Source organism: Fulvimonas sp. R45 (genome assembly GCF_030504985.1).
GTDB lineage: Bacteria > Pseudomonadota > Gammaproteobacteria > Xanthomonadales > Rhodanobacteraceae > Rhodanobacter_A.
This window is the reverse complement of sequence record NZ_JASERU010000002.1, coordinates 53,476-80,211: the sequence shown is the minus strand read 5'-3', so window position 1 is coordinate 80,211 and position 26,736 is coordinate 53,476. Positions and strand designations below refer to the sequence as shown.

Sequence of the window (26,736 nt, the reverse complement as noted above, 5' to 3'; positions counted from 1 at the left end):
TTCCGTGTCCGACGTTTTCCGCCATCGCCTCGCACTTGCCACCTGTGCGGCCTTCCCCCGCCTGACCAACGACGACGCGCCATTGCTGGCGGCCCTGCCGCCGCTCGGGATCCACCCCGAGCCGTGCATCTGGAACGACCCGGCGGTGGACTGGGCCGGCTACGACGCCGTGCTGGTCCGCAGCACCTGGGACTACTTCGAGCACCACGACGCCTTCCTCGCCTGGCTGGACCGCCTCGACGCGCTGGGCGTGCCCATGCTCAACGACAGCCGCCTGCTGCGCTGGAACAGCGACAAGCGCTACCTCGGCGAACTGGCCACGCACGGCGTCGCCACCATCCCCACCCGCTACGCGCTGCCCGGCACGCTCCGCGACACGCTGCGGACATTCCACGGCGAGGACGTGGTGGTGAAACCCAGCGTCAGCGGCGGCGCCTGGCGCACGGCGCGCGGCCGGGTCGGCGCGGCCGGCTTCGAACAGGCCGTGGCGCAGCTGCCGGACACGTCGGCCTACCTGGTGCAGCCGTTCGTGCCGCAGGTGGCGGACGAGGGCGAATGGTCGCTGCTGTACTTCGATGGCGCGTACAGCCACGCCGTGCTCAAGCGCCCGGCCGCGGGCGACTACCGCGTGCAGCACGAGCACGGCGGCAGCGCCGTGGCCGCCGAACCGGACGCCATCGCCCGCGCCGCGGCGGAACGCGCGCTGGCCGGCGTCGCCGCGCTGGGCCACGCCGGCACCGCCTACGCGCGGGTGGACGGCGTGCGCGTGGGCGACCGCTTCCTGCTGATGGAGCTGGAACTGATCGAGCCCGCGCTGCACCTGGCCAGCCACCCCGGAGCCGCGGCGCGCTTCGCACGGCAGCTGGCGGAACGGTTGCCGGCCCTCGCCCGGGCCGGCACACGCTGACGTCGCCGGGCGACCGCCCTAGAATCGGGCCACCATCGCCCGCGCCGCCCGTGACCGCCCCACCGCCCCGCAAGATCCTCCACATCGACATGGACGCGTTCTACGCGTCGGTGGAGCAGCGCGACGACCCTTCGCTGCGCGGCAAGCCGGTGGTGGTGGCGTGGCGCGGCGCGCGCTCGGTGGTGTGCGCGGCGAGCTACGAGGCGCGCACGTTCGGCGTGCGCTCGGCGATGCCGGCGGTGCGGGCGGAGCGGTTGTGCCCGCAGGCGGTGTTCGTGCCGCCGGATTTCGTGCGCTACAAGGCGGTGTCGCGGCAGGTGCGGGCGATCTTCGCGCGGCACACCGAGCTGATCGAACCGCTGTCGCTGGACGAGGCCTACCTTGACGTCACCGAGACGAAGACCGGCCTGCCCTCGGCCACCGCCACCGCCGAGGCGATCCGCGCGGCGATCCGCGCGGAGACGGAACTCACCGCTTCCGCCGGGGTGGCGCCGAACAAGTTCCTGGCCAAGATCGCCTCGGACTTCCGCAAGCCCGATGGCCTGTTCGTGGTGCGCCCGCGCGAGGTGCTGGATTTCCTCGCGCCGCTGGCGGTGAACCGCCTGCCCGGCGTGGGCCGGGTGATGGAAGCGAAGCTGGCCGCGCTGGGCATCGCCACCGTGGCCGAGCTGCGCGCGCGGCCGGCGGCGGAAATGGAGGACCGCTTCGGCCGCTGGGGCCGGCGCCTGCACGAGCTGTCGCTGGGCATCGACGAGCATCCGGTGACGCCCGACCGCCCCACCCTGCAGGTCTCGGCCGAGGACACCTTCGAGCACGACCTCGTGCTGGACGAGCTGGAGCCGCACATCCGCCACCTGGCCGAAAAGGTCTGGGCCGCGCACCAGCGCGAGGCCCGCGACGGTCGCATCGCGCGCACCGTGGTGCTGAAGCTGAAGACCGCCGACTTCCACACGCTCACCCGCAGCCTCACCCCCACCCAGCGCCCCGCCTCGGAACGCGAACTGGCCGACCTGGCTTGCGCGCTGCGTGCGCGGGTGGAACGCCCCGCCGGCACGCGCTACCGCCTGGTCGGCGTGGGCCTGTCCGGCTTCGTGGACGCCGACAGCTACGCCGCGCAGCGCGACCTGTTCGACGACTGAGGCGACAGACACCGGCGCCCCGGCCGGAAAACGCCCAGCAGCGCCGTGCAAAGCCCTCCGGCGGGCACGCATGTTCTTGCGAATACCTGCCGTTCATTCCACCGCCCCGGCACCATCCTATGGTGGCCCAGCCATGCGCTACATGGCCTGCCCAACCGAGGTTATGTCATGACCAAGACCACCGCCGCCGCCCTGATCGCCGCCGCCTTCGCGCTGCCGGCCACGTACGCCCTCGCCGCCCCGCAACACGCCGGCGGCCACACCCCGCCCAGCCATCCGTCCATGCCCATGAACCAGGACGCCCACGGCGATGCCGTGTCTGACACCGCCCACATGGCGAGGACGGACGACACCAACGTCGGCAAGGCCGTCAGCCCGGTCGCCAGCGACAAGAACAAGGGCAAGCACGAGGCCAAGGGCCACGCCAAGGCCCATCACGGCCATCATCACTGAGCTTCATCGCGCGCAAGGGCCGGATCGCACGATCCGGCCCTTTTCCGTTTCCCCGGCAGAGCCGGCCCGGACCGCACGCGATCGCGTGCCGGCCGGCCCCGTGGATACCGACGGCCGCGCGCGGCCTGCCCAGCGGCGGATCGGTTACGCTGCGCAACGCGCCATCCACCGGAAGAACATAGCGTGCACCTCGAACTGCCCAAGGCCAGGCTGGAGTCCTTCCGCGACTTCGCCAAGCACTACCTGATGATCGTGCTCAGCATCCTCACCGCGCTGGGGCTGGAGGCATGGATCGAACACGCGCACCATGCCCATTCAGCGGCGGAGGCCAGCGCGCGGATCGAGGCGGAGATGCGCGCCAACCTGGACCAAGTCGACCGGGCGCTGGCGCAGGACGGGCGGCGGGCGGAACGTCTCGCCGCCATCCGCGACGGCCTGCAGCAGGACTTCAAGGCGCATGTCCCCGAGGCAACAATCGTGCAGCACATCCAGGCCCAGGTCGCGACGAAGAACTTCAACCTCAACCTGAAATGGCCGACCCTGCGCCATGAAGCCTGGGATGTGGCCGTGGCGGACCAGTCCGCCAGCTGGATCGACAAGGACCGCATGCGGCGCTATTCCGCCGCCTACGCCAGCCAGCGCGATGTCAGCACCAGCCTCAACATGAACCTGGCGCTGGTGATGAACGGCCCGAGGATGATCGACATGCTGACCGACCTCGGCTCGGGCGACGTGCAACCGCGCGATTTCCTGCACGTGGTCAGCCAGATGGCGACCATGCTGGACCAGGCACAGCAGAACCTTGAGACGCTGCAGAGGCATCTGCGCGACGCACTGCCCACCCCGGTTGCGGCGCACCGCTGAAGCGGAAAGGCTACGGTTCCATCACCGCATCCAGCCCGCGATGCAGGCCGGCCAGCGTGCCGACCTTGCGGATCGCCAGCAGGGCGCCGTCCACGTAGGGCTTCGCGCTGGCGCCGGCGCTGTGACGGATCGTCAGGGTCTGGTCCGGCATGCCGAAGATGGTTTCCACGCCCAGCACGAAGCCCGGCAGGCGCACCGCGTGCACCTGGCTGCCGGCGAGCGTGCCGCCGCGCGTCTCGCGCACGCCGACGGTCTGCTCCAGCGGCACGTCCAGCCGCGGCCGGCGCACCTTGCCCAGCCGGCCCGCCAGTTCGCGCACGGTGCCGCTGGGCGCGTCGGGCTTGCCCTCGTAGGCGTAGTCGATGATCTCCCAGTGCGGGATGTACTTCGCCGCCATCTCGGCGAACCTGGCCAGCAGCACCGCGGTGAGCGCGAAGTTGCCGCAGGCCAGCACGCCCCGCCCGCGTTCGCGCGCCGCGGCGTCGATGTCGGCGTAGTCCTCGTCGCCGAGCCCCGAGGTGCCCACCACCACGTGTGCGCCATGCGCCAGCGCGGCGAGGATGTTGGCCTTGGCCACGCCGGGGCGGGTGTATTCCACGAACACGTCGCAGGGACGCGCCAGCGCCTCGTCGACGGTGGCGAACACCGGCGCCGCCAGCGCCGCCTCGCCCAGCGCCTCGCCCAGGCTGCGGCCGGCGTGGCTGCGCGACACCGCGCTGGCCAGCGCCAGGTCGCCGGCCGCCGCGATGCCGCGCGCCAGTTCCGAACCGGCCCAGCCGGTGGCGCCGGCGAGACAGACCTGCAGGGGCATGGCGGATTCCTCGCTTGCGGAATGGAGCGCGAAGCACAGCACGCCCGGCGCCCTCGAGCAAGAGCATTCCAAATGACCGACGGCGACGACGGAAAAGCCCGGGCCAGGCCGGGCTTTTCCTTTCGGCCGGCCCGGGGCCGACCTGCGCCCGTGTCAGCGCAGCCGTCGCGAGATGGCGAAGAACACCAGGTTGCCCAGGCCGGTGGCGCCCGCCAGCACCGCGATCAGGCCGGGCGTCACCTCGTCCCAGCCGAACCACTGGATCAGCCCGAAGGCCAGCGCCAGCGACAGCAGCACGATGCCCCAGCGCAGCGAGGAATGGCGTCGGCGCAGCTCCTCGTCGCGCAGCAGCGAGTCGACCAGCTCCGCCGAGCCGCCGGCCTCGACCATGCGCCGGCGCACCATCGCGTCCACGCAGACCTTGATGGCATAGGTGATGCAGACAAACAGGGAAATCGGGATCAGGATGCCGAAATTCATGGAACGCTCCAGGTGCGAGGTGGACATGCCGGGTTTCACGGACATGGATACCGGTCGCCACGCAGCGGTTGCAGCCGCCGGCTTGCAACCGTTGCGCGCCTGCGCGTATCCGTTCCGCCATGGATGACATCCACCACCCCGACCACGCGCTGGTCGCCGCCGTGCTGGCCAGCCGGCCGGGCGCGTTCGAGCGCCTCGTGCGCGAGCACCAGCAGCTGTGCTGGCACCTCATCCTGCGCATGGTGCGCCACCCGGAGGATGCCCGCGAGCTGTGCCAGGACACCTTCCTGCGCGTGCACCAGTGCCTGCACCAGTACCGCGGCGAATGCGCGCTGAAATCGTGGGTCGGCCGCGTGGCCTACTCCATCGCGCTGCGCCACCTGCAACGCAGGCGCCTGCCGCTGGTCGACGCCGACACCGGCGACGGCACTCCGCTGGTGGAAAACGTGGGCGACGATTTCGACCTGGAAGCCGCCTGCGCCGACGCGGAAACCCTGCGCCACCTGCACCAGGCCATCGAGGCGCTGCCGCCCTTGCCGCGCACCCTGCTGACGTTGTATCACCTCGAGGAACTGCCGATACCGGAGATCGCCGCCATCACCGGCCTCGCCACCGGCACCATCAAGAGCCACTTGTTCCGCACCCGGCTGCGCCTGCGCGACGCGCTCGAAGCCCGGACAGGAGCCACGACATGAACCCCATCCTTCCCCCCTTCGACGACGACGCCCGCGAACGCGAGTGGCAGGCGCAGGAACGCGCGCTGCAGGCCGAGCGCCACGGCCTCGACCCGGCCGGCGATGACGTGCGCCAGCAGCGCTACCGCCTGCTGGCGCGCGCGCTGCGCCAGCCGCCTGACGCGGCGCTGCCCGCCGATTTCGCGGCGCGGGTCGCCGCGCGGCTCGAGACGGCGGCAACCGCGCCGGCACCGGTCGGCCGGCGTCCCGAATCCGTGCTGCTGACAGCGCTGGTCGGCGCCTTCGCCGTGGCCGCGGCCGTGGTGCTGGTGCGCTACGGGCCGGCCTGGCTGCCCGCGTTCCGCACCCTGTCGCCCGCCGGCGACCCGCAGGCGCTGCGCTGGCTGCTGGCCCTCGCCGGCTGCCTTGGCCTGTCCTGGCTGCTGGGACAGGGACCGCGCCGCCTGCCCCACTAGTACCGGCGCCATTCGGGTACCCTGCGCGCGACCGCTTTCCCGGAGCTGCCATGCACATCGAACCCGTCAAGGTCCGCCTCGATTCCTTCAAGGACTTCGCCAAGCATTACCTGATGATCGTGCTCAGCATCCTCACCGCGCTGGGGCTGGAGGCGTGGATCGAGCATGCCCACCACGAGCGCGCCGCGGCCACGGCCAGCGCGCAGATCGAGGCGGAACTGAGCGTCAACCTGGACCAGGTGCGCCTGATGCGCGGCGCCGACGCGAAGCGCCTGGTGGTGCTGGAGGGCCTGTACGACTATCTGGTGCAGGCGGTGAAGGGCGGTGCCGATGCCGCCACGATCAGGCAGCGCATCGACGCGCAGACCCGCGGGGATTTCAGCCTGAACCTGCAGTTGCCCCGGCTGCGCCACGAGGCATGGGACGTGGCGGTCGCCAACCAGTCGGCCGGCTGGATCGACACCGGACGACTGCGCCATTACGCCACCCTGTACGCCTACCAAGGCGACTTCGAGCGGCGCCTCTCGTTCAATACCAGCGTCAACCTGCAGGACGCCCAGCTGAACCGGGTCGACGCCGACCTGCGGGTCGGTACGGCGCAGCCTGCCGAGCTCCTGCACACGGTGAGCGCGATGACCTCCTCGATGGGCGACGCGGTGATCGCGCTCGATTCCCTGGAGAAGGCGTTCGAGCGCGAACTGCCCGGGCTCGCCGCGGCGGCGCCGGCCGCGCACTGAGTCGGGTGGCGAGGGGCCTCGTCCGCGCGATTTCAAAAAGCATGGCCACGGACGTCTGATCCATGCCCCCTGCGTGCAAGCCGCGGATCGCTGGACCCCCCGCCAGCCACTCGGCTCCCTGTCCGCAGCCCCCGTGCACGCAGGGGGCATCTGCCGCAGGAAAAAGCCCGGGCAGGCCCGGGCTTTTCTTCCTCTGCTCCGGACGGGCCGGCGAACTACTTCTTCTTCGGCATGTACAGGTCGGTGATGGTGCCCTCGTAGACCTCGGCCGCCATGCCCACCGACTCGCCCAGGGTGGGATGCGGGTGCACGGTGAGCGCGATGTCGGCCGCCTCCGCGCCCATCTCGATCGCCAGCGCCAGCTCGGAGATCAGGTCGCCCGCGTTCACGCCGACCACGGCGCCGCCCACGATGCGATGGGTGGCCTCGTCGAAGATCAGCTTGGTGAAGCCCTCGGTGCGCGCGATGCCGATGGCGCGGCCCGAGGCCGCCCACGGGAACTTGCCCACGCCGACCTTGAGGCCCTTCTCCTTCGCCTCGCGCTCGGTGACGCCCACCCAGGCCACTTCCGGGTTGGTGAAGGCCACCGACGGGATCACCCGCGCGTCGAAGTGGCGCTTCTGCCCCGCCGCGACCTCGGCGGCCACGTGCGCCTCGTGCGTGGCCTTGTGCGCCAGCATGGGCTGGCCCACGATGTCGCCGATCGCGAAGATATGCGGCACGTTGGTGCGCAGCTGCGTGTCGACGTTGATGAAGCCGCGCTCGGTCACCGCCACGCCGGCCTTCTCGGCGCCGATCTTGTGGCCGTTGGGCGCACGGCCCACCGCCACCAGCACGCGGTCGAACACGCTGGTCGCGGGGATGCTGTCGCCCTCGTACCTGACCTCGATGCCCTTCTTGCCGGCCTTGGCCTCGGTCACCCTGGTCTTGAGGTGGATACCCTTGAGCCGGGCGCCGAGGCGCTTGGCCAGCGGCTTGACCAGGTCGGCGTCGGCGCCGGGGATGATCTGGTCCATGAACTCGACCACGGTCACCTCGCTGCCCAGCGCGGCGTACACCGTGGCCATCTCCAGCCCGATGATGCCACCGCCGACCACCAGCAGCCTGCCTGGCACGTCCTTCAACTCCAGCGCGTCGGTGGAGTCCATCACGCGCTCGTCGTCCCACGGGAAGGCGGGCAGCTTCACCGCCTGCGAGCCGGCGGCGATGATCGCCTGCTCGAAGCGGATCAGCTTGGTGCCATCGGCCGTCTCCACTTCCATCTCGTGCGGCGACACGAACGCACCGGTGCCCTGCACCGTGCGCACCTTGCGCTGTTTCGCCATGCCGGCGAGGCCGCCGGTGAGCTGGCCGACCACCTTGGACTTGAAGTCGCGCAGCTTGTCGAGGTCGAGCCTGGGCTTGCCGAAGCTGACGCCGTGCGCGGCCATCGCCTCGGCCTCGTCGATCACCGCGGCGGCGTGCAGCAGCGCCTTGGACGGGATGCAGCCCACGTTGAGGCAGACGCCGCCCAGCGAGCCGTAGCGCTCGACCAGCACGGTATCGAGGCCGAGGTCGGCGGCGCGGAACGCGGCCGAGTAGCCGCCGGGGCCGGAGCCGAGGACGACGAGCTGGCATTCGATGTCGGGAGTCCTGCCGGAGGCCGCAGCCACTTGCGGCACGACTGTGCTCCCTCCCCTGCTTGCAGGGGAGGGCTGGGGAGGGGCCGCGGCCGGAGCGGCAGGTTTGGCTTCGCCCGAACCCTCACCCCCGGCCCCTTTCCCGACGGGAGAGGGGAGCGGAGCGTCGGCCTTGGTGGAGGGAGAAGAAACGTCGGCGGTTTCGAGGATCAGGATCACCGCGCCCTCGGAGACCTCGTCGCCCACCTTCACCTTCAGTTCCTTCACCGTGCCGGCGGCGCTGGAGGGCACCTCCATCGTGGCCTTGTCCGACTCCAGCGTGATCAGGCTCTGTTCCTTCGCCACGGTATCGCCGGGCTGCACCAGCACCTCGATCACCGGTACGTTGTCGTGGCCGCCGATGTCGGGGACCTTCACTTCGATCGTGTTCGCCATGGTCGCGCCCTCCGTCACAGCAACAAGCGGCGGATGTCGCCGAGCTGTTTGGCCACGAATACGGCGAAACGGGCGGCCAGCGCGCCGTCGATCACGCGATGGTCGTAGGACAGCGACAGCGGCAGCATCAGCCGCGGCGCGAATTCCTTGCCGTTCCACACCGGCTTCATGGCCGCCTTGGAGACGCCCAGGATGGCCACCTCCGGCGCGTTGACGATGGGCGTGAACGCGGTGCCGCCGATGCCGCCCAGCGAGCTGATCGAGAAGCAGCCGCCGGACATGTCGGCCGGGCCGAGCTTCTTCTCGCGCGCCTTCTTCGAGATCTCGCCCAGTTCGGCGGCCAGTTCCAGCAGGCCCTTCCTGTCGACGTCGCGGATCACCGGCACCACCAGGCCGTCGGGCGTGTCCACCGCGATGCCGATGTGGAAGTACTTCTTGAGGATCAGCTTCTCGCCGGTCTCGTCGAGCGAGGCGTTGAACTGCGGGTACTCCTTCAGCGCCGCCACCACCGCCTTCATCTGGAACACCAGCGGGGTGATCTTGAGGTCCTTGTTCTCCGCGCCGAGCTGCTTGCGGAAGGCCTCCAGCTCGGTGATGTCGGCGTCCTCGTGCTGGGTGACGTGGGGGATCATCGCCCAGTTGCGCGCGAGGTTGGCGCCGGAGATCTTCTGGATGCGCGAGAGCGGCTTTTCCTCGATCTCGCCGAACTTGCTGAAATCCACCTTCGGCCACGGCAGCAGGTTGAGCCCGCCGCCGGCCGCCACCGGCGCGCCGCTGGGCCGCGCGCCCGAGGCCAGCGCGTGCTTCACGTAGCCGGCCACGTCCTCGCGCTGGATCCGCCCGCCGCGGCCCGAGCCCTTCACCTGCTGGATGTCCACGCCCAGCTCGCGCGCGAAGGCGCGCACCGCGGGGCTGGCGTAGGGGGCGTCGCCCGGCATCACCAGGGCGGCGTCGATCGGCGGGCGCGGCATGGCGGCCGGCGCAGCGGCCGGCTCGGCCCTGGCCGGCGCCGGGGCCGGCGCGGCCTTCGGCGCTTCGGCCACGGGGGCCGGCACGGGCGCGGCGGGCGCGGGCGCAGGTGCGGGCGTGGCGGCCGGTGCGGGCGCCGCGGCGGCGCCGTCGGCCTCGATCAGCGCGATCACCGCGCCCTCGGAGACCTCGTCGCCCACCTTCAGCTTCACGTCCTTCACCGTGCCGGCGAAGGGCGCGGGCACTTCCATGGTGGCCTTGTCCGATTCCAGCGTGATCAGGCTCTGGTCCTTCTCCACGCGGTCACCGGCCTTGATCATCACCTCGATCACCGGCACGTTGTCGTGTCCGCCGATGTCGGGTACGCGGGCTTCTTTGGGGTCGGCCATGGGTTCTCCTGCGAATCAAGGGCGGCCGCGGGGGATGGCGGTCGCAAGGCCAGTCATGATAGCGAACCCGTCCGCGTTGCGGGGCAACACGGACGTCCGAATCGTCCATCCGCATACGTATGCATGCCTTCCGGGACGGCTCCAGGCATGACCTTGGGCCGGTGCGGCCGGCGGATTCATACCTTAGTCTGATCCTGCAAGCGCCGCGCGGGGCGGCGCGGAGGGAACCCATGCTGAGCATCCGCGAGCTGTCCAAGACCTACGCCAACGGGGTGCGCGCGCTGCGCAGCGTCTCGCTGGACATCCCCCAGGGCATGTTCGGCCTGCTGGGACCCAACGGCGCGGGCAAGTCCACGCTGATGCGCACCATCGCCACGCTGCAGGACCCCGACCAGGGCAGCATCCGGCTCGGCGACATGGACCTGCTGGCCGACAAGCAGGCCACCCGGCGCCTGCTCGGCTACCTGCCGCAGGAGTTCGGCGTGTACCCCCGGGTCTCGGCCGAGGCGATGCTGGACCATTTCGCGATGCTGAAGGGCGTCGTCGCCAAGGGCGAGCGGCGCGAGCTGGTCGAGGCCCTGCTGCGCCAGGTGAACCTGTGGGACGTGCGCAAGCGCAAGCTCGGCACCTATTCCGGCGGCATGCGCCAGCGCTTCGGCATCGCCCAGGCGCTGATCGGCGACCCCAGGCTGGTGATCGTGGACGAGCCCACCGCCGGCCTCGACCCGGAGGAACGCAACCGCTTCCTCAACCTGCTGGCGGAGATCGGCGAGCGGGTGGTGGTGATCCTGTCCACCCACATCGTGGAGGACGTCACCGACCTGTGCCCGCGCATGGCGATCATCGGCCAGGGCCAGGTGCTGCTGGCCGGCGAGCCGCACGAGGCGATCCGCGCGCTGGAAGGCCGGGTGTGGCGGCGCACGATCGACAAGGCTGCGCTGGACGGCTACCGCGCGCGCATGAACATCCTGTCCACCCGCCTCGCCGGCGGGCGCACCCTGCTGCACGTGCTGGCCGACAGCCGCCCGGAGGAAGGCTTCGAGCCGGTCGCCCCCGACCTGGAGGACGTGTACTTCGGCCGCCTGCGCGCGCAGGCCACCTCGCGCGCCGCCTGACCCGGCCCGGCCGACGCCTCCACGACAAGGACGGACCGCATGTTCCTCGAGATCCTCCGTTTCGAATTGCGCCAGCAGCTGAAGGCGCCGCTGTTCTGGGTCATCGCCGCGGTGTTCGCCGGGCTGGCCTTCATGTTCTCCAGCACCGACGCGGTGATCCTGGGCGGCGCGCACGGCAACGTGCTGCGCAACGCGCCGCTGGTGATCGTGCGGCTGATCGACAACCTGACCCCGCTGTGCCTGCTGCTGGCGGCCGCCTTCGTCGCCGGCGCGGCGCTGCGCGACTTCGACCACGGCACGTCCGAGCTGGTGTTCGCCACGCCGGTGCGCAAGCGCGCCTACCTGGGCGGGCGCTTCGCCGCGGGCTACCTGGTGACGGTGGCGATCATGCTGCTGTGCGCGCTGGGCCTGGCGCTGGGCGGCAGCATGCCGTGGATCGAGGCGGCGCGGCTGGGCCCGTCGGACTGGCACGGCTACGCCTGGGCGTTCGGCGTGATGGTGCTGCCGAACCTGCTGTTCATCGCCGCGATGCTGTTCCTGCTCGCCACCGCCACCCGCTCGCTGCTGGCCACGCTGATCGGCGTGATCGCCTTCATCGTGCTGCTGTCAATCGCCAAGCTGCTGACCCAGGACGTGAACCACCATGCGCTGGCGGCGATCCTCGACCCCTTCGGTGGACGCACGCTGCAGATCGTCACCCGCTACTGGACGCCGGACCGGATCAACCGCGCGCTGCCGCCGCTGGACGGCCTGCTGCTGTTCAACCGGCTGCTGTGGATGGGCGTTTCGTTGGTACTGGCGGGCACCGCGTTCGCGCTGTTCCGCACCGACCGCGAAGGCCTCCGGCTGCGCCGGCGACCGCGCCGCGCCGAGCCGCCGCTGCTGCGCCCGGCGTCGGCCGCCGACGCCGGCGCCACCGCGCTGCCGCCAGTGCGCCTGGCCGCCGGATGGCGCGCCCGGCTGGCCCAGCTGCGCCACCTGCTGCTGTTCGACGCCCGCAGCGTGCTGCGCGGCGTGCCGTTCCTGGTGCTGCTGCTGTTCGGGCTGGTCAACTTCGTGTTCTCGCTGGCGCTGTCCGGGCGCATCTACGGCACCGCCACCTGGCCGGTGACGCACGGCGTGCTGGAGATGATGCGCAGCGCCATGCAGGGGCTGCTGTACATCGTGGTGATGTTCTACGCCGGCGAACTGGTATGGCGCGAGCGCAGCCAGCGCACCGCCGAGGTCAGCGACGCCTTCCCGCTGCCGGACTGGATCCCGCTGGCCGCCAAGCTGGGCGCGCTGCTGGCGGTGGCGGCGGCGTTCCTGGCCGCCGGCGCGGCGGTCGGCATCGCCTGGCAGCTGGCGCACGGCTACACCCACCTGGAGCCGGGGCTGTACCTGGGCACGCTGGCGCTGCAGGCGGTCCCGTTCGCGCTGCTGGCGGCGCTGGCGCTGTTCCTGCAGGTGGTCACCAACAACCGCTACCTGGGCTACCTGCTGACGGTGCTGTGGCTGGTCTGCCAGATCGCCTTCCCGCTGCTGCACTGGGACCACAACCTGTACAACTACGCCGCCGCGCCGTCGGCGCCGTATTCCGACCTCAACGGCTTCGGCCACTTCCTGCCGGCCACGCTGTGGTTCGATTTCTACTGGGCCTGCCTCGCCGTCGTGCTGCTGGTGCTGGCCGCGCTGTTCTGGGTGCGCGGCACCGGGCAGTCGTGGCGCGGGCGCCTGCGCGAGGCGCGCGCGCGTTGTCGCCGCCCGGCCCGCGTGGCGCTGGCGCTGGGCCTGTTGGCGTTCGCCGCCAGCGGCGCGTGGATCTTCTACAACACCAACGTGCTCAACCACTACGAGAACGGCACGGCGAAGAAGCGCGACGCCGCGGACTACGAGAAGCTGTACGCGAAATACCGCGACGCGCCACAGCCGCGCATCACCGCCGTCAGCACGCAGGTGGACATCCATCCCTACCACCGACGGCTGGAGATCCGCGGCCGCTACACCCTGGTCAACAAGACCGCCGCGCCGATCGACACGCTGTACGTGAACCTCGATACCGACTTCACCAGGACCGCGCTGGACTTCGCGCCGCACGAGACGGTGAGCGACGACAAACGCCTCGGCTTCGCCGTCTACCGGCTGAAGACGCCGCTGGCGCCGGGCGCCTCGATGCCGTTCGGCTTCGACCTGACCTACGCGCCACGCGGCTTCACCAACGAGCCCCGGGGCCAGTTCCTCGCCCACAACGGCAGCTTCTTCAACAGCGGCATGCTGCCGCAGTTCGGCTACCAGCCGTCGAACCAGCTCACCGACCGCAACGATCGCCGCAAGTACGGACTCAAGCTGGACGTGCCGCGCATGCCACCGCTGGGCGACGCGAAGGCGCGCGCCAACACCTACATCAGCAACGACGCCGACTGGGTCGACTTCGACACCACCGTCTCCACCGCGTCCGACCAGACCGCGCTGGCGCCCGGCGTGCTGCAGAAGGCATGGACCGCCGGCGGCCGCCGCTACTTCCACTACGTGTCGCAGCATCCGATGCTGAACTTCGCCGCGTGGATGTCCGCGCGCTGGGCGGTGAAGCGCGTGGACGACCACGGCACCACCATCGCCGTGTACTACAACCCGGCGCACGCCTGGAACGTCGACCGCATGATCGAGGGCACGAAGGACGCGCTGGCGTACTACGACGCGCACTACACGCCCTACCCGTTCCGCCAGCTGCGCATCGCCGAGGTGCCCAACTACTACGGCTTCGCGCAGTCCTTCCCCAACACCATCGCGTTCTCCGAGGCGCTGGGCTTCATCGCCGACCTGCGCGACACCAGCCAGATCGACTATCCCTACTACGTCACCGCGCACGAGGTGGCACACCAGTGGTGGGCGCACCGGGTGATCGGCGCCGACATGCAGGGCTCGACCATGCTCAGCGAGTCGCTGGCGCAGTACAGCGCGCTGATGGTGATGAAGCAGCGCTACGGCGCCGACCAGATGCGCAAATTCCTGAAGTACGAACTGGACAAGTACCTGGCCGGCCGCGCCACCGACACCGTAGCCGAGGAGCCGCTGGCGAAGGTGGAGAACGAGCAGTACGTCCACTACAACAAGGGCTCGGTGGTGTTCTACGCGCTGCAGGACTACGTGGGCGAGGACCGCCTTGACGCCGTGCTGAAGCAGTTCCTGCTCGACAAGGGTTTCCAGCAGCCGCCCTACACCACCTCGAAGGAATTCATGGACGCGCTGTCCGGCGCGCTCGGCCCGCCATGGCGACCGCTGCTGGACGACTTCTTCTGGAAGATCACCCTGTTCGACAACCGCATCACCTCAGCCAGCGCGAAGAAGCTGCCGGACGGCCGGTACGAGGTGACGATGAAGCTGCATGCCGGCATGGCGTACGCCGACGGCAAGGGCAGGGAAACGCCGGCCGCGCCGGATATCCCGATCCAGATCGGCGTGTTCGCCGCCCCCGACGCCCCCGGCCGCGACGGCAGGCCGCTGTACCTGGCGCGCCGCATGCTGCCCGACGGCGACAGCACGGTCACCGTGACCGTGGACGGCAAGCCCGCCAGCGCCGGCATCGATCCCTACAACGAGCTGATCGACCAGGTGCCCACCGACAACCGGATGCCGGTGTCGGTGCATTAGCGCCGCTCCTGCCGGCGGCGGATCGGTGGCGATGCCTTGCCGCATTCGCCTGGCCGCCGCCGAGTGAATCCCTCTCCCTCCGGGAGAGGGTGCCGGCAGGCGGGTGAGGGTCCGGGCGGAGCGCGGCCCCACGGCGATGCCGAACCCTCCCCCCCCAACCCCTCTCCCGCAAGCGGGAGAGGGACTCAATGGTACGGTGATGCCATACCGCTACAGCTTGTAGTTCACCCCGAACATCACCGTGCGGCCCCAGGTGTCGTACTCCAGCGGGCGCGACAGCTGCACGCCGTTGGGCAGGCCGGACACCTGCACGGTCGCGTCGGGGCTGTTGGTGAGGTTGCTCACCTGCAGCAGCAGCGACAGACCCTTCCAGCGCCCCTCGTCGAAGGCGTAGCCGAGCTGGAAGTCGGTCTGCCGGTTGGCCAGCACCTTGGTGTAGCCGAGCTGGTCGAACAGCGCCACCGCCTCGCCGGTGAAGGAGGAGCGGTAGCGTTCGGCCAGGCGCACCGACCAGCCGTGCTTCTCGTAGAACAGCGCCAGGTTGGCGACCTTGCGCGACAGGCCCGGCAACGTGGCGGGACCGCCGGGTACCGAGGAGATCGCGTTCTGCGGGATGCTGCTGTGGGTGAGCGAGAAGTTGCCCTGCACGCCGAAGCCGTCCAGCGCGTCGGCCAGCAGGCCGCCCTCCAGCACGCCGGACAGCTCCAGGCCCTGCATCCTGCCGCCGGTGCCGTTCACCGGCATGGTGAACGAGCCCCGGTTGCTGGTGGGCTTCAGCGTGGGGTTGTCGTTGACGTAACCGGAGAAATCGTAGTCCAGCACCGTCCGGTCGTAGATGTAGTTCAGCAGGTTCTTGTTGAACACCGCCGCGGCCAGGTAGCTCGATTTGCCGAAGTAGAACTCGTAGGAAAGGTCGGCTCCCACCGCCACGTAGGGTTTCAGCTTCGGGTTGCCGCCGCTGCCGGACCACAGCACCTGGCCCGCGCCCGGCCCCTGCTGCACCACCGCCACGCTGGCGGAGGTCGACACCTTCTCGTCGTCGATGCGGCCGCGCGCCATGGATTTCGCCAGGCCGAAGCGCAGGTACTGGTGGTCGGTGAGCTGGGCCACCAGGTTCAGGCTGGGCAGCACGTTGTTGTAGGTGGCGCCGCCGGCGATGCGGCCCACCCGGGCATCGCCGTGGGTCTGCAGCGCCTGCGAGGACTGCTCGGTGTGCACGAACTGCACGCCCAGGTTGCCGCGCAGCGGCACGTCGCCCAGCGAGGTGTCGATGTCGAGCTTCACGTAGGCGAGCGGCACCTTCTCCTTCACCGAGTAGTTGCGGCTCCAGTCGCCCTGCCGGTTCTTCTCGGTGAGGTAGAACTGGCTGGCCAGCGCCCGGGTCACGTCGTAGTACACGATGCCTGGGATGCCACCGTAAGACAGTGACGTGGGCCGCCCCAGGTAACCGATGGGCGCACTGAAGAACGGGTCGTAGGTGGCGTCGGTGGAGCCGTTGCCGTTCAGCCACGCGAAGTACACGTCGGCCTGCTTGGTCTTCACCCGCTCGGAGTAGTTCGCGCCCAGCACGAAATCGCTGAAGATCCAGCCCAGCGGGTGGCTCACCTCCAGCCGCAGCGCCTTGATCGAGTCCTTCTGGCGGTCGAACTCCTGGCGGCCGTCGTAGCCGTAACCCGGCGGGTGGCTCTCCGGGTTGCCCGGGTCGGTGAACACGACCTGCGTCGGGTCGGCCAGGTTCGCCGCGGTCGAGAAGCCCGGGTAGCCGTTGCCCGTCGGCGTCCGGAAGTCCACATCGGTGCGCGCGCCATCGGGAAGGCCGCTGAACAGGTAGACGTCGCGTAACCGCTTCTTCGCGCTGGAGTAGGACAGGTCGGCCGTCGCGGTCCAGCCGCCGCCGAAGTCGAACTGGTTGTTCCAGCCGGCCGAGAACAGCTTGTCGCGCTCGCGGGTGTATTCGTTCTGCAGGATCGGCGAGACGTTGTGGATCGTGCCGGTGGTGACCAGCGGATAGGGTTGCATGGGCACCACGCCCACGTTCGAATAGCTCACGTCGTCATACGGGCTGCTGGACCATTGCGCGCCGTTGGTGAACTTCTTCTCGTTGAAGGTGGAGTAGTACAGGTCCAGCGTGGAGTGGTAGTGCTCGCCCGGCGCCCATTCCAGCACCGCCATCAGGCCGTTGCGCAACTGGCGTTGCGACTGCGCGCGCAGTTGCATGCCCTCCTGCGAGACCACGTCGTCGGGCATGCCGGGCGTGCGCGGCTGGCCCCAGTTACGATCGATGCCGGCCGGGCCGTTGTCCACGCTCCACCACCAGGCCTGGTACTGCTTCTCCTGGATCGGCGAATCGAGCTGGGCGAAGCCCACCGCCACGCCCAGGGTATGGTCCAGGAACTGGTCGATGTACGAGAAGCTGGCGCGGTGGCCCAGGTCGCCCACGCCGCTGCCGGGGTTGAGCTTGCCGTTGCTGGTGTACTCGCCACGCAGGTTGGCGACGATCGCGCGGTGCGGCAGGTCCAGCGGCTTGATCGTGTGCAGGTCGACCGTGCCGGACAGGCCCTGCCCGACCAGGCTGGCGTCGGGCGTCTTGTAGATCGCCGCGCCGTTGATCAGCTCGGAAGGGTACTGGTCGTACTCCACGCCGCGGTTCTCGCCGATGGTCGCCTGCTCGCGTCCGTCCAGCGTGGTGCCGGCGAAGTCCGGCGACAGGCCGCGGATCGAGATCACGCTGGCGCGGCCGTTCATGCGCTGCGTCGCCAGGCCGGACACGCGCGACAGGCTCTCGGCGATGCTGGCGTCGGGCAGCTTGCCGATGTCCTCGGCCGAGATCGCCTCGATGATGTCGTCGGAATTCTGCTTGGCCTGCAGCGAGCTCTGGATGCTGCCGAGGATGCCGGTGACCTTGACCGTGTCGAGGTTGCTCACCGAAGCCGCGGGCTTCGCGGGTGGCCGGCCGTTCCTCCCTTTCGCGGCCGGCGGCTGCGCCTGCGGCGTGGCCGCCGGCGCCGGACGGTCGGCGGGCGCGGGTTGCGTCTGGGCGGCGGCCATGGCGCCCAGCCCCAAGCTGTACAGGACAGCGACGCAGGCACCAGCCAACGCACGCCGGCGGAAAGTCGCAGACAGCACGGGACGCAGTCGTCGTACCTGACGAAAAGCCATGGGAGACCTCCATGAACATGGAGCTGCCGTCCCCTTCCGGCACCAGGTGGCACGCCTAGCTGCCCTGCTGGCCGTCGCATGCTATCGCGGATCGGCGCAGGAACGTGTCCTGCCCGTTTGTCCTGCGTACATGATTGCGAAGGCTTTGTTTACGCCCATGCCGGCAAGCTCCGCGCCGTGCCAGGCAGACCCAAAAAGAACCGCGCCGGGGCACGCGCCTCGACGCGGCGACTGTCCCGTGCGCGGGGGGCGTCGCACGGCTTGGGGAACACGCTGTTCAGCGTGCGGCGACTGCACTCGCCTTGGGCTCACTTTCCTTGTTCGTGGTGATCAGTTGCAGCGCCGAGCCGTCCGCCAGGCGGAAGTCGAATTGCCGCTGCAGCCGCTGCAGCGCCGCCAGGCGCGGGCAGATCAGCTTCGCGCGCGCCTCGAGCTTCTCCGAGCGCTGGTCCACCGCCTTGTCGACGGACGCGTCGATCGCGTCGGCGCGCGCCTCGACGTCGGCGCCGCGGCCGGTCAGCACCGCCCACAGCACGTGGCGGGTGAGTGCGCTGGCCAGGTCGTTGGCGGCCTCGGTCACCGGTTGTTCGATGGCGTCCTCGAAGCCCTGCTCGTCCCAGTGCTGCGCACTGACGTGCGCGTCGAGGCCGACCAGCGCGGTGCGACGCGCGTCGTTGAGCTCGCGGACTAGCGCGTCGCGGTGGTGCTGGCTGCCGCCGAGGGTGGCGGCCACGGTGGACAGCGCGTCGAAGGCGACGCCGATCGCTTCCTGCGCGATGCCGGCCATTTCCGGCAGCACGCCGCGCATGCCGGCCTCGTAGTCGCGCAGGCGCGCGGCGTCGGCGGCGGATACCGCCAGCGGATGGCCGTCCACGCGCAACTGGCCGTCGTGCATGAACACGTGGGCCGGATGCGCCTGCGGGTTGCTGAAATCGATGCCGCCCGGCGCCACCTGCACGGCATAGCGGCTGTTGTAGCCGCACTGGTCGCCCTCGACATGGATATCGCGGGCCGGGGCCTGCGTCGCCACGGCCAGGCCAAGGCCGACCGCCACCGCCATCCATCGTTTGCGCATGTGCTCTCTCCCGTAAGCACGGACGGGTATCGTCCGGACCCGGCTTGGATGCCGCGTCATGCGCACATGGTTTAACCGCGCCGCCGCGACGGCATGGGCCAGCGGTCATGCCCTGCCATCAGTCACCCCGCAGGGGCAGGACCAACGGCACGGTACTCAACGGGTGCGTTCGTCGATGTCGGCCACCACGCCATCCACGATGGTCACCACGATGACGTGGCCATCGCGGCGGTATTGCCAGCGTTCGCCGCCGTCGCCGTTGTGCACGCCCCCGGCGCGATGGCGTCGCCGCGTGTGGCTGCCGCGCCCGCTCCGGTACGACGGCTTGCCCAGCAGCTCCCGCACGTGGGTGGCGCTGTCGCCCACCATCAACAGCTGGTTGCCCACGCGCAGGCTGTCGCCCGCCCACGCACCGGCCGCCCAGGCCAGCCCCAGCCACACGAACACCACGAAACGCTTGCGCACGACATGCTCCTTGTCACGACAGGCCGCCCGCTCCGCGGGGGCGGCGATCAGAACCCGGCGCCCGGCTGCGCCAGGTACGCCCGTTCCTCCGCCGTGCCGGCGCGGCCGAGCACGGCATTGCGGTGCGGAAAGCGGCCAAAGCGCGCGATCACCTCGCAATGCCGCCGAGCATAGTCCAGGAAATTCCCGCATGGGCTGCGCCATTCCGGCGGCGCCTGCGCGCAAAGCGCCTCGAACAGCGCCACGGAACGGCGCTGCAAGGCGATGTCCTCGGCATGCTCCAGCGGCAGGTAGGCGAACACCCGCCACGGCACGGGCAGGCGGCCGTCGTGACCTTCCGCGATGCCCGACAACGCGATGCGTTGCGCGCCCGCGTCCTGCGCCCAGGCGCGCGCATCGCCGCGGTAAAGGTTGCGCGGGAACTGGTCGAGCAGGATCAGCAGCGCCAGCCAGTCGGCCGGCCGCGCGGCCCAACTGTCGAAACGGCCCGCCGCCGCGGCCGCCGCATCGGCGGCGAACAGCGTGCGGATGCGCTCGTCGAAGGCGACGTCGCCGTCGAACCAGTGCGCGGCGTTTTCGGGCGCGAACCAGAACGCCAGCACCGCGGCGGCGCGCGGGTCGGCGGCCGCCGCGTCGCTCAATGCCCGACCGCCTGCGCCAGGCTGCGCATGTCGCGGTGGATGGCGTCGAGCCGGGAGCGCTGCCGGTACAGCAGCGGCACCAGGTCGCCGGAGGCGGCGGCCAGGGCCAGTTCGAAGGTATGCAGCAGCGCGGCCTCGTCGCGCGCCAGCAGGCGGATCCACAACACGTCGCTGCGCGGCATCGCGCGCCAGCGCCAGGCGTCGACGCGGCGCCGCACGGCCTCGAGCCAGCGCGGTCGCGGCGCCGGTTCACGGCACTGCGCGCGCCATTCGGTGATCAGCTGGTCGAGCATCTGGGCGTTCTCGGCCAGCACGCTGCGCAGGCCCGGTTCGTCCACCGCGACGGCCGCGCGCAGGTACGCCGCGCGCAGCTGCAGGCTGCGGCGGATCAATGCACGCCAGAGATGTCGCGAAGCGGGCGACACGGGGCCGCCTCCTGTCCTGTGGAACCGGTGGCCATCTTCGCGCCCGGCCACTTAGCGCAGGATTAATCCGCTGCGTCGGTTCGACAGGCGTTCAAGAAGCCGTCACGGCCGGGCCTGCAGCAGCTCCAGCGGCCGGCCGGCGCCGTCGCGCAGGCCCTGCTGCAGTTCGGCGAGCCGCTGGATGTCCGGGCACAAGGCCTGGACCTGCGGGCGCAGGCCCTGCATCCGCGCCTGCAGCCGCGCGGGCCAGTCGGTGGCCAGCGCACTGGCGCGCTCGCGCAGCGCGGCGGCCGTCTGCAGGTCGCCACTCATCGCCGCCGCCAGGGCCTGCTGGCCGAGGTCGGCGGCGACCAGCGGCATCAGGTCGGTGGCGATGCCCTGCGCGTATTGCTCGGCGGCGGTGCCGTGCCAGTCGTGGGTACTGCGGCTGGCGGCGATGCGCCGCTTCAGTTCGGCCGCGTGCGCGGCCAGCCGGCGATCCAGCTCGGCGCGGGTGTCCGCGCCCAGGTCCAGCCCGGCGGCCTCGGCCTGGACCGCCGCCACCGCCATGTCCACGCCGCGGTCGGCCACCGCCTTCACCCGCGGCAGCAGCGCGCGCAGGTCGCGTTCGAACAGCGTCAGCCGGTCCTGCGCCTCGTCGTTCAGCGCCACCGCCCGGCCATCCACGCGCAATGCGGCGCCCTGCATCAACACCCGCCGCGGCGCCGGGTTGGCGCGGTCGAACAGCAGGCTGTCCGGTTCCACGGTGAGGTCGTAGCTGCTGGTGGCGTGGCAGGTGGCGGCCAGGTCCTGCGCCTGCAGCGGCCAGGCGGCCAGCAACGGCAACGACAGCAGCAGGGTGCGGAACGGGTGCATCGGTGGATTCCACGTGGACGGCATCGCCCATGGGTACCCGCCGCCGCGCCAACCCGGGCTGAATGCCGCTTCAGCCGTCCAGCGGGTACGCGGTAACACCGTTCAGCGCCGCCGGTGGAACTGCGCGCGCACCTGCGGCCGGCCCAGCCGCCAGGCCAGCCACAGCAGCAGCGGCACCGCGGCGGCCTTCAGCGCCAGGCCCATGTGATAGCTGCGCCGCATGGGGTCGAGCAGGACCTGCAGCGCGACGGTGGCCTGCGGCCCCTGCGCGGCGGCCATGTCGCCGGCGGACCGCACGAACGCATGCCACTGCTGGAACAGCCACAGCCCGCTCAACGCCGACCATGCCGCCAGCACCACCGCCGCCACCTGCAGCGGTCGCAGCGACCAGGCCTGCTGCAGGATGCCGCCGACGCACAGCACGATCAGCGCGAACGCGGCCAGCAGGTAGGCGGCGTCCCAGGCCAGTTGCCCGCGCAGGGACGCGATGCGCGCGTCGCCGGGCGCCAGCCCGTGCAGCAGCGTCCACACCTGCTGCGCGTGGTGCACGTACTGCAGGCAGCCGAACGCGGCCAGCAGCAGGAGCAGCCACAGCGCCATGCGCCACACGGTGAAGCCAGGGGAACGGGCGTCCCCGCGCGAGGTGAGCGGCATCAGGTGGCCGCCTTCTTCAGTGTCGCCAGGCGCATCCGGGGTTCTCCTGGAAAGGGTAAACCGCCAGTGTACGCCGTCACATGCGGAGGGCGCCCATGCCGGGCGCCCTCCGGTCAGGCCGATGCCGTGCGGGAATCAGCGGCGGCTGATGGTGAACTTGCCCACCGAGACGCCCAGGTTGATGCCCTCGCCATGGCCGGCCAGGGCCAGCGAGGTGGTGCCCTTGGTCAGCACCTGCGCGGTGCCGCTCTTCACCACGCCGGCCTCGGCGCCGGCCTGGGCATAGTCGCCGAACACGTCGTCGATGCCGCGCACGTGGGTGATGTCGCCGGTGCCGTGGTCGATGCGGAACTTGCCCGCGGTGAGGCCGCCGCCGACCACCGAGATCTTCACCGGCGCCTGCTGGCCGTTGTCGCAGGTGACCACGCCCTGGCCTTCCGCATGCTTGTAGAGGATCGACCAGCCGGACAGGCTGAACTTCAGGTGGCACTTCACGTTGGCCGCCTCGGCGGCCCGGACGGGGGTCGCCGGCAGCGTCGCCATCGCGCCCGCGCACAGCAGCAGGGCAGCCGTCAGTCCAAGAGTACGCTTGCTCATCGGGTTCTCCTTGCGTTGGGCGGAATCGCCGCCAAGGCCTCCAGTCTCCGGCGGCCGAAGTGAACGGACGGACAAGGGCCACCGTGGCCGTTCAGCACCGGCGCGCCAACGTGACGGCCGCGTGCAGGCGCTGGTCGCGTGCGGCGCTTGATGTTTCACTAACGGGGCCGCGCGCAGACTGCGCGTGAAACCGGCGTCACCGCGCCAGCACGGAGGACACATGCTCAAGCACTCACTGGTCGGCTACGACGGCTCCGAATCCTCGCAACAGGCGTTCCGCTTCGCGATGGCGCTGGCGCGCGCGTGCGACGGCCGCGTGCGCGTGGTCTCGGTGCTGCAGGTGGCCGAGGGCGGCGACACCTGCGCGCTGATGATGACCGACAACGGCACCCAGCGTGCCCAGGACCTGCTCGACGAGCTGAAGACGATCGAGCCGGACGCCGCCTCGCGGGTGGACATCGAGGTTACCCACGGCAGCCCCGGCGACGTGCTGCTGAGCCAGGTGCAGCAGCACGACATCGACCACATCGTGATCGGCCACACCGCGCGCGGCGCGCTGGCGCGCTGGCTGCTGGGCTCGGTTTCCGGCGACGTGCTGGCGCGCGCCCACGTGCCGGTGACGGTGGTGCGCTGAACGGGGCGGCCACGCAAGTCGGTTCGCGTTAATCCGCGCCGCGGCGCGGGCCGTATGCTGGGGCTTCCCCGCCGCCTGGCCGCACAGCCGCGCCGGCCCCGACAGGAAAGCCCGTGGATCCCATCGACGCCCAGCCCTGGACGCTGGACAACCTGGATTTCTCCCGCGTCGAGGTGGCCCGCATCCGCCACGACGAGGACCTGTTCCTGCTGCTGTGCGCCGCCTCCTTCGCCGAGAGCGCCGCGCAGCCGCGCATGCACGACCTGGTCGAAGCCTTCGCCGGCGACCGCGAATGGCAGGCCTGGCTGCGCCAGTGCTGGCAGCCGGAGAAGTGGCAGCACGGCCACGCGCTGGCCGCCTACGTGCGCCACGTCTGGCCCGAGTTCGACTGGCAGGCCGGCTTCCGCGCCTGGCTGGACGCCCAGGCGCCCGTGTCCACCGCTCCGCTCGAACGCAGCCTGGCACTGGCCGCGCGCTGCGTGGCCGCCGCCGGCGCCGCCAGCCACTACCGCGCGCTGGGCGAAGCCGCCGGCGAGCCGGTGCTGCGCCAGCTGGCCGGCTGCCTGAAACGCGACGAGGTGCGTCACTTCAACCGCTTCTGCCAGCAGTTGCGGATCTGCCGCGAGCAGGAGGGGCTGGGCCGCCGCCCGCTGCTGCGCGCGTTGCTGGCGCAGGCCCGCGCCGGCCGCGTGCCCGCGCACGAGGCCGCGCTGCGCCACGTGTTCGGGCAATGCCATCCGGACCGGCGCGACGACACCGCGTTCGCCCAGGCCGCCGCGCGCGTGCATGCGCGCCTGCGCCCGCACCTCGCCGCCGGCACCACCGCACGCATGCTGCTCAAGCCACTGGATCTGCCGCCGCGGCTGCAGAGCCTGCTGGAGAAGCCGCTGGTCCGCTATGGCCACCGGCTGCTGCCGGGTTACTGAGCGCCTGTTGCGGGCGCGGCACGCGGCTCGCTGTCGACCTCGCGCTGCTTCGCCTGCTCGATCTTCAGCTTCGCCACGTCCACCGGGCGGATGCGGCTGATCGTGCACGGAACGTTGCCGCGCCCGGTGAGCACCTTGTCGAAGTTGATCGACACCTCGCCGAGGTTCGAGGTAAGGCCGATCGCGTTGGCGAATTCCAGTTGCTGGCAACCGCCCAGGTCGAGCAGCCAGGCCTGGTTCGGCCGGGTGTAGACCGCCAGCTCGGTCTCGCCCAACGGCTCCCACGACCAGATCGGCGCGAAGAAGCGGAAGCTGCGCACCGGCGCGCCGGCCGCGGCCTCGTAGGCCGCGCGCCGCTGTTGCTGGCGCTGCGCGTAGGGCACGCTGGAACAGGCGGCCAGCAGGCCGGCCAGGGCAAGACCGGTACACAGGCGCAGGCGTGACATGACGATCTCCCGTGCGGTGGAGGCATGCGCATTCAACGCGCCGGCGGCCGCGGCGTGCACCGCGGAGGGCTATTTCTTCTTCGCGCCCTTGTGCGCCACCGGCTGCCACTTCGACGGGTCGAAGCCGCCCACCTCGTAGGTCAGCGTCTCGTGCTTGTCGCCGTCCTGCAGCACCACGTCGAGGGTAATCTTCTTCGCCTTCTCCAGCGCCTCGACGAAGGCCTTGTCGTCGCGGATGAAGATCGCCGGCTCGCCGCCATTGGGCAGGTAGGCGCGCAGCTTGCGCGGCTTGCCGTCGAAGCTGGCGGGGATCAGACAGTTGCCCTTGCACACGAAGCCGTGGCCGCCGCCGTACAGGAACGCGCTGTCGCCCCAGTCCGAGTGCCGGCGCAGCACCAGCCGCACGCGGTCGTTGCCGGCCGGCGTGCTGCTGTCGATGGTGGCGGTGGACTGGGTACCGCCCTCCATCGGGCCCACCTGGTACAGCCACAGGCCCTGCAGCCGGCGCGATTCGCTTTCCGCCTTCCAGCGCTTCCGGATATCCGGCAGGGTCTGCTGCACTTCCTTCGCCGCGGCGGTGCCGGGGTAGCGGTCGACGATGTCCTGGCCCAGCGAAGCGGCCATCTGGTCGTTCTTGATCCTCAGCAGCTCGCGGTAGGTGGCCAGTTGGCGGTTCGCCTGCGCGTCCTTCGAATGGGCCTGGGCCTGCGCGTTGTCCTGCGTGGGCGCGCCGCCTTCCGGCTGCGAGCAACCGGCGAGCGCCAGCGCGCCGCAGGCGACGGCAACGAGGAAACCGTGGCGGAAGGTCGGCTGGGTCATCGGTGGCAGGCTCCTGGCAGACAGGTCCCTAGCTTGGAACGGGGCGGCGCCGCGGCGCAAGTTCACTCCGCCACGGCCGGCTGGCCGAAGCGCTCGCGCAGCGCGGCGCGATACCGGCGGCTGCACGGGATGGCGGCGCCGTCGCGCAGCAGCAGCCGGGCCTCGCCGGTGTCCAGCGGCTCGATCTCGGCGAGGTGGTCGAGGTTGACGAAGTAGCCGCGGTGCACGCGCAGGAAGCGCGCCGGGTCCAGCCGCGCCTCGATGCCCGCCATCGTGCTGCGCAGCGGGTAGTCGCGCCCGCGCACGTGCAGGTTCACGTAGTTGCCCGCGGCCTGCAGCCACTCGATCTCGCTGGCGTTGACCAGGAACTCCCGGCCCAGCTTGCGCACCAGGAAGCGCACCGGCCGCTCCACCGGCTCCACCGGCGGGCCGTCGTCCGGCGCGGCCAGCAGCTTCGCCTCGCCCTGCCGCCGCAACCGCCACAGCCGGTACAGCGCCAGGATGGCGACGAAGAGGAAATAGCTGCGCACGTCCTTCAGGTATTCGTAGCCGAAGTTCAGCCACCACGGCCCGAAGTCGTAGTGCCGGCCGGCCATGGCGTACGCCAGCTTGCGCAGGCCCACCATGCCGCCCACGTGGACCAGGCTGAACGCCACGCTGGCCGCAAGGTGCTGCGGCACGCGCCACGGCCAGTCGTCGAGGCGGATCGGCCAGCGCCGCTCGAAGGCGATCACCGCGGGCAGCAGCGCCAGGACCAGCAGCGCGCTGCTGAACTCCCACGTCCACGGTATCCAGGCCGGCAGCTGCGGGTGCCCGAGCTGCGCATCCACGCTGTTGAACACCGCATTCAGGGTGACGAGCAACAGCCAGAAGCCGGCCTCGAGCGGCCGCCGCCAGCGCGGGGAAGGGTCGGGGGCAAGCGCCATGTCCATTGCGTGGATTCTACGCGCCGGCGCCGGCGTCGCCCTGCCCGCCCCCGCCGTCCGCGATTCGTCCCCGCCGCCCTGCCATCGGTCACTTCCGGGGCGACGATCGCGTGCACGTGGCCGAAACTGGCCGCATCCGGACGACCGGGAGGCGTCTCATCGTGGATCGGCTCGTTGCCCTGTGTGTCTGCGCGTTCCTCGGCGCCGGCCTGCCTTGCCTGGCGACTGGCGCGCGCCCGGAGAAAAACGCGGCCGTGGCCGGCAACGACGCGTTGACCGTGCCGGCCAGCGACATCGCCGCCGAAAACGCCTATTGGCAGCGGCTCGGCGCACCCTTGCCCAGGGGTGGCGTGATGCTGGCGCACCCGTGGTCGCCGCCGTGGTCGGGGCGCTCGCTGGTGGTGCCCGCCGCGTGG

General features: G+C 70.8%; 26 protein-coding genes. 11 read left to right on the top strand and 15 right to left on the bottom strand.

All coding sequences use genetic code 11. The features are described from left to right. Positions 1-4: 4 nt before the first annotated feature. The 4 genes from QMK61_RS01975 to QMK61_RS01960 all read left to right on the top strand — a co-directional run bounded on the left by QMK61_RS01975 (position 5) and on the right by QMK61_RS01960 (position 3,363). Positions 5-907: a hypothetical protein gene (locus QMK61_RS01975; protein ID WP_302070058.1), complete on the top strand. Its 903-nt coding sequence runs from the start codon at positions 5-7 to the stop codon at positions 905-907. A gap of 50 nt (positions 908-957) precedes the next feature. After that, complete coding sequence (dinB, locus tag QMK61_RS01970) at positions 958-2,046, top strand: DNA polymerase IV (protein ID WP_302070057.1); 1,089 nt, start codon at positions 958-960, stop codon at positions 2,044-2,046. 168 nt (positions 2,047-2,214) lie between these two features. After that, the gene (locus QMK61_RS01965; RefSeq protein WP_302070056.1) at positions 2,215-2,499 is read left to right on the top strand and encodes a hypothetical protein; all 285 of its coding nucleotides are present in this window, start codon (positions 2,215-2,217) and stop codon (positions 2,497-2,499) included. 183 nt (positions 2,500-2,682) lie between these two features. Then, positions 2,683-3,363: a hypothetical protein gene (locus QMK61_RS01960; protein ID WP_302070055.1), complete on the top strand. Its 681-nt coding sequence runs from the start codon at positions 2,683-2,685 to the stop codon at positions 3,361-3,363. A gap of 10 nt (positions 3,364-3,373) precedes the next feature. Here QMK61_RS01960 and dapB read toward each other — a convergent pair whose 3' ends face one another. Both dapB and QMK61_RS01950 read right to left on the bottom strand, forming a co-directional pair. Further along, positions 3,374-4,174 carry a 4-hydroxy-tetrahydrodipicolinate reductase gene (gene dapB, locus QMK61_RS01955; RefSeq protein WP_302070054.1) on the bottom strand — a complete coding sequence of 267 codons (801 nt, stop codon included), beginning with the start codon at positions 4,172-4,174 and terminating at the stop codon, positions 3,374-3,376. Between the two features lie 153 nt (positions 4,175-4,327). Continuing rightward, a complete protein-coding gene (locus tag QMK61_RS01950; RefSeq protein ID WP_302070053.1) occupies positions 4,328-4,654 on the bottom strand; it encodes a DUF6249 domain-containing protein in 327 nt (108 codons plus the stop codon). 119 nt (positions 4,655-4,773) lie between these two features. On the opposite strand from QMK61_RS01950, the gene QMK61_RS01945 reads away from it, so the two are divergent. The 3 genes from QMK61_RS01945 to QMK61_RS01935 are packed head-to-tail and all read left to right on the top strand — an operon-like array spanning position 4,774 to position 6,541. Further along, the gene (locus QMK61_RS01945) at positions 4,774-5,349 is read left to right on the top strand and encodes a sigma-70 family RNA polymerase sigma factor (protein ID WP_302070052.1); all 576 of its coding nucleotides are present in this window, start codon (positions 4,774-4,776) and stop codon (positions 5,347-5,349) included. After that, positions 5,346-5,804 carry a hypothetical protein gene (locus QMK61_RS01940; protein WP_302070051.1) on the top strand — a complete coding sequence of 153 codons (459 nt, stop codon included), beginning with the start codon at positions 5,346-5,348 and terminating at the stop codon, positions 5,802-5,804. The genes QMK61_RS01945 and QMK61_RS01940 overlap by 4 nt, the downstream gene beginning before the upstream one ends. A gap of 50 nt (positions 5,805-5,854) precedes the next feature. Then, positions 5,855-6,541: a hypothetical protein gene (locus tag QMK61_RS01935; protein WP_302070049.1), complete on the top strand. Its 687-nt coding sequence runs from the start codon at positions 5,855-5,857 to the stop codon at positions 6,539-6,541. Positions 6,542-6,756: 215 nt separating this feature from the next. Here the strand turns inward: QMK61_RS01935 and lpdA are convergent, their stop codons facing one another. Both lpdA and aceF read right to left on the bottom strand, forming a co-directional pair. After that, positions 6,757-8,595, bottom strand: coding sequence for a dihydrolipoyl dehydrogenase (lpdA, locus tag QMK61_RS01930; RefSeq protein ID WP_302070048.1), 1,839 nt, complete (start codon positions 8,593-8,595; stop codon positions 6,757-6,759). A 14-nt stretch (positions 8,596-8,609) separates the two neighbouring features. Continuing rightward, entirely contained in the window at positions 8,610-9,953 is a 1,344-nt protein-coding gene (aceF, locus tag QMK61_RS01925; protein WP_302070047.1) for a dihydrolipoyllysine-residue acetyltransferase, read from the bottom strand. Between the two features lie 230 nt (positions 9,954-10,183). Between aceF and QMK61_RS01920 the strand changes: the two genes are divergently transcribed. Continuing rightward, on the top strand, positions 10,184-11,068 hold the full coding sequence (locus QMK61_RS01920) for an ABC transporter ATP-binding protein (protein WP_302070046.1): 885 nt from the start codon (positions 10,184-10,186) through the stop codon (positions 11,066-11,068). Between the two features lie 39 nt (positions 11,069-11,107). Continuing rightward, positions 11,108-14,698, top strand: a complete 3,591-nt coding sequence (locus tag QMK61_RS01915) for a M1 family aminopeptidase (RefSeq protein ID WP_302070045.1) — start codon at positions 11,108-11,110, stop codon at positions 14,696-14,698. A 210-nt stretch (positions 14,699-14,908) separates the two neighbouring features. On the opposite strand, the gene QMK61_RS01910 is transcribed toward QMK61_RS01915, so the two are convergent. The 8 genes from QMK61_RS01910 to QMK61_RS01875 all read right to left on the bottom strand — a co-directional run bounded on the left by QMK61_RS01910 (position 14,909) and on the right by QMK61_RS01875 (position 22,569). Next, entirely contained in the window at positions 14,909-17,857 is a 2,949-nt protein-coding gene (locus QMK61_RS01910; RefSeq protein WP_302070044.1) for a TonB-dependent receptor, read from the bottom strand. Positions 17,858-18,134: 277 nt separating this feature from the next. Beyond that, positions 18,135-18,932 carry a DUF2884 family protein gene (locus tag QMK61_RS01905; RefSeq protein WP_302070043.1) on the bottom strand — a complete coding sequence of 266 codons (798 nt, stop codon included), beginning with the start codon at positions 18,930-18,932 and terminating at the stop codon, positions 18,135-18,137. A 156-nt stretch (positions 18,933-19,088) separates the two neighbouring features. Further along, complete coding sequence (locus QMK61_RS01900; RefSeq protein WP_302070042.1) at positions 19,089-19,397, bottom strand: DUF2845 domain-containing protein; 309 nt, start codon at positions 19,395-19,397, stop codon at positions 19,089-19,091. Positions 19,398-19,444: 47 nt separating this feature from the next. Then, a complete protein-coding gene (locus QMK61_RS01895) occupies positions 19,445-19,999 on the bottom strand; it encodes a DUF924 family protein (protein WP_302070319.1) in 555 nt (184 codons plus the stop codon). 35 nt (positions 20,000-20,034) lie between these two features. Continuing rightward, on the bottom strand, positions 20,035-20,463 hold the full coding sequence (locus QMK61_RS01890) for a hypothetical protein (protein ID WP_302070041.1): 429 nt from the start codon (positions 20,461-20,463) through the stop codon (positions 20,035-20,037). 102 nt (positions 20,464-20,565) lie between these two features. After that, the gene (locus QMK61_RS01885) at positions 20,566-21,318 is read right to left on the bottom strand and encodes a DUF2884 family protein (RefSeq protein WP_302070040.1); all 753 of its coding nucleotides are present in this window, start codon (positions 21,316-21,318) and stop codon (positions 20,566-20,568) included. A 102-nt stretch (positions 21,319-21,420) separates the two neighbouring features. Continuing rightward, positions 21,421-21,972, bottom strand: coding sequence for a hypothetical protein (locus QMK61_RS01880; protein WP_302070038.1), 552 nt, complete (start codon positions 21,970-21,972; stop codon positions 21,421-21,423). Between the two features lie 135 nt (positions 21,973-22,107). Beyond that, a complete protein-coding gene (locus QMK61_RS01875; protein ID WP_302070036.1) occupies positions 22,108-22,569 on the bottom strand; it encodes a hypothetical protein in 462 nt (153 codons plus the stop codon). 220 nt (positions 22,570-22,789) lie between these two features. Between QMK61_RS01875 and QMK61_RS01870 the strand changes: the two genes are divergently transcribed. Together QMK61_RS01870 and QMK61_RS01865 are read left to right on the top strand one after the other, a co-directional pair. After that, a complete protein-coding gene (locus QMK61_RS01870) occupies positions 22,790-23,203 on the top strand; it encodes a universal stress protein (RefSeq protein WP_302070035.1) in 414 nt (137 codons plus the stop codon). A 113-nt stretch (positions 23,204-23,316) separates the two neighbouring features. Then, complete coding sequence (locus QMK61_RS01865; protein ID WP_302070033.1) at positions 23,317-24,129, top strand: ferritin-like domain-containing protein; 813 nt, start codon at positions 23,317-23,319, stop codon at positions 24,127-24,129. On the opposite strand, the gene QMK61_RS01860 is transcribed toward QMK61_RS01865, so the two are convergent. From QMK61_RS01860 to QMK61_RS01850, 3 genes are all read right to left on the bottom strand, one after another. Continuing rightward, complete coding sequence (locus QMK61_RS01860) at positions 24,123-24,575, bottom strand: DUF6491 family protein (protein ID WP_302070032.1); 453 nt, start codon at positions 24,573-24,575, stop codon at positions 24,123-24,125. The two genes, QMK61_RS01865 and QMK61_RS01860, sit on opposite strands and share 7 nt — an antisense overlap. Positions 24,576-24,644: 69 nt before the next feature. Continuing rightward, positions 24,645-25,394 (bottom strand): hypothetical protein, encoded by a 750-nt coding sequence (locus tag QMK61_RS01855; protein WP_302070031.1) that lies wholly within the window; start codon positions 25,392-25,394, stop codon positions 24,645-24,647. A 62-nt stretch (positions 25,395-25,456) separates the two neighbouring features. Beyond that, positions 25,457-26,320 carry a LytTR family DNA-binding domain-containing protein gene (locus QMK61_RS01850; protein ID WP_302070030.1) on the bottom strand — a complete coding sequence of 288 codons (864 nt, stop codon included), beginning with the start codon at positions 26,318-26,320 and terminating at the stop codon, positions 25,457-25,459. Between the last annotated feature and the right edge of the window lie 416 nt (positions 26,321-26,736).